Annotated in this window: 1 protein-coding gene; it reads left to right on the top strand. The window is 73.3% G+C overall.

Going from position 1 to position 600, the window contains the following annotated elements:
• A partial coding sequence (locus tag FB586_RS18685) for an MOSC domain-containing protein (protein ID WP_168800617.1) occupies nucleotides 1–600 on the top strand: 600 nt, incomplete at both ends.

The raw sequence follows: 600 nt of genomic DNA, 5'->3' as shown, positions 1-600 counted from the left end.
CGACCCCACGCTGACCGCCGGCCTTCGGCTGCGCGCGCCCGGGCTGGACGACCTCGTCCTCGACGTGCCCGACGGCGCGCCGGTGCCGGTACGCCTCTTCTCGCTCGACCTCCACGCCGTTCACGCCCCGGCCGCGGACGCCTGGATCGCGCGGGCGCTGGGACGTGACGACCTCCGCCTGGTGTGGTGCCACGACCCCGAGGCCCGCAACCTCCAGCCCGGCTTCTCGCGTCCCGAGGACTTCACCGCCTTCGCCGACGCCTTCCCGGTGACGGTCGCCTCGCTGGCCTCCCTCCGCCAGCTCGACGACTGGATGGTCGAACGCGCGCTCGAGCTCGGCGAGGAGCCGCCCCAGCCGCTGCCGGTCGAGCGCTTCCGCGCCAACCTCGTCGTCGACGGGGACGTGCCCTTCGCCGAGGACGACTGGACGACGCTCGACGTCGGCGCCGTCCGTTTCCGCGTCGCCAAGCCGACGAACCGGTGCGTGATGACGACCATCGACCCGCACACGCTGACGACCGCCAAGGAGCCGATCCGTACGCTCGCGCGGCACCGTCTCGCGGACGGCAAGACCAGGTTCGCGGTGCATCTCGTGCCCGA

Origin of the sequence: Cellulomonas telluris, from assembly GCF_004886325.1 — a bacterium.
Classification (GTDB): Bacteria; Actinomycetota; Actinomycetes; order Actinomycetales; family Cellulomonadaceae; genus Cellulomonas; species Cellulomonas telluris.
This window is presented reverse-complemented; position numbering and strand designations above follow the sequence as displayed.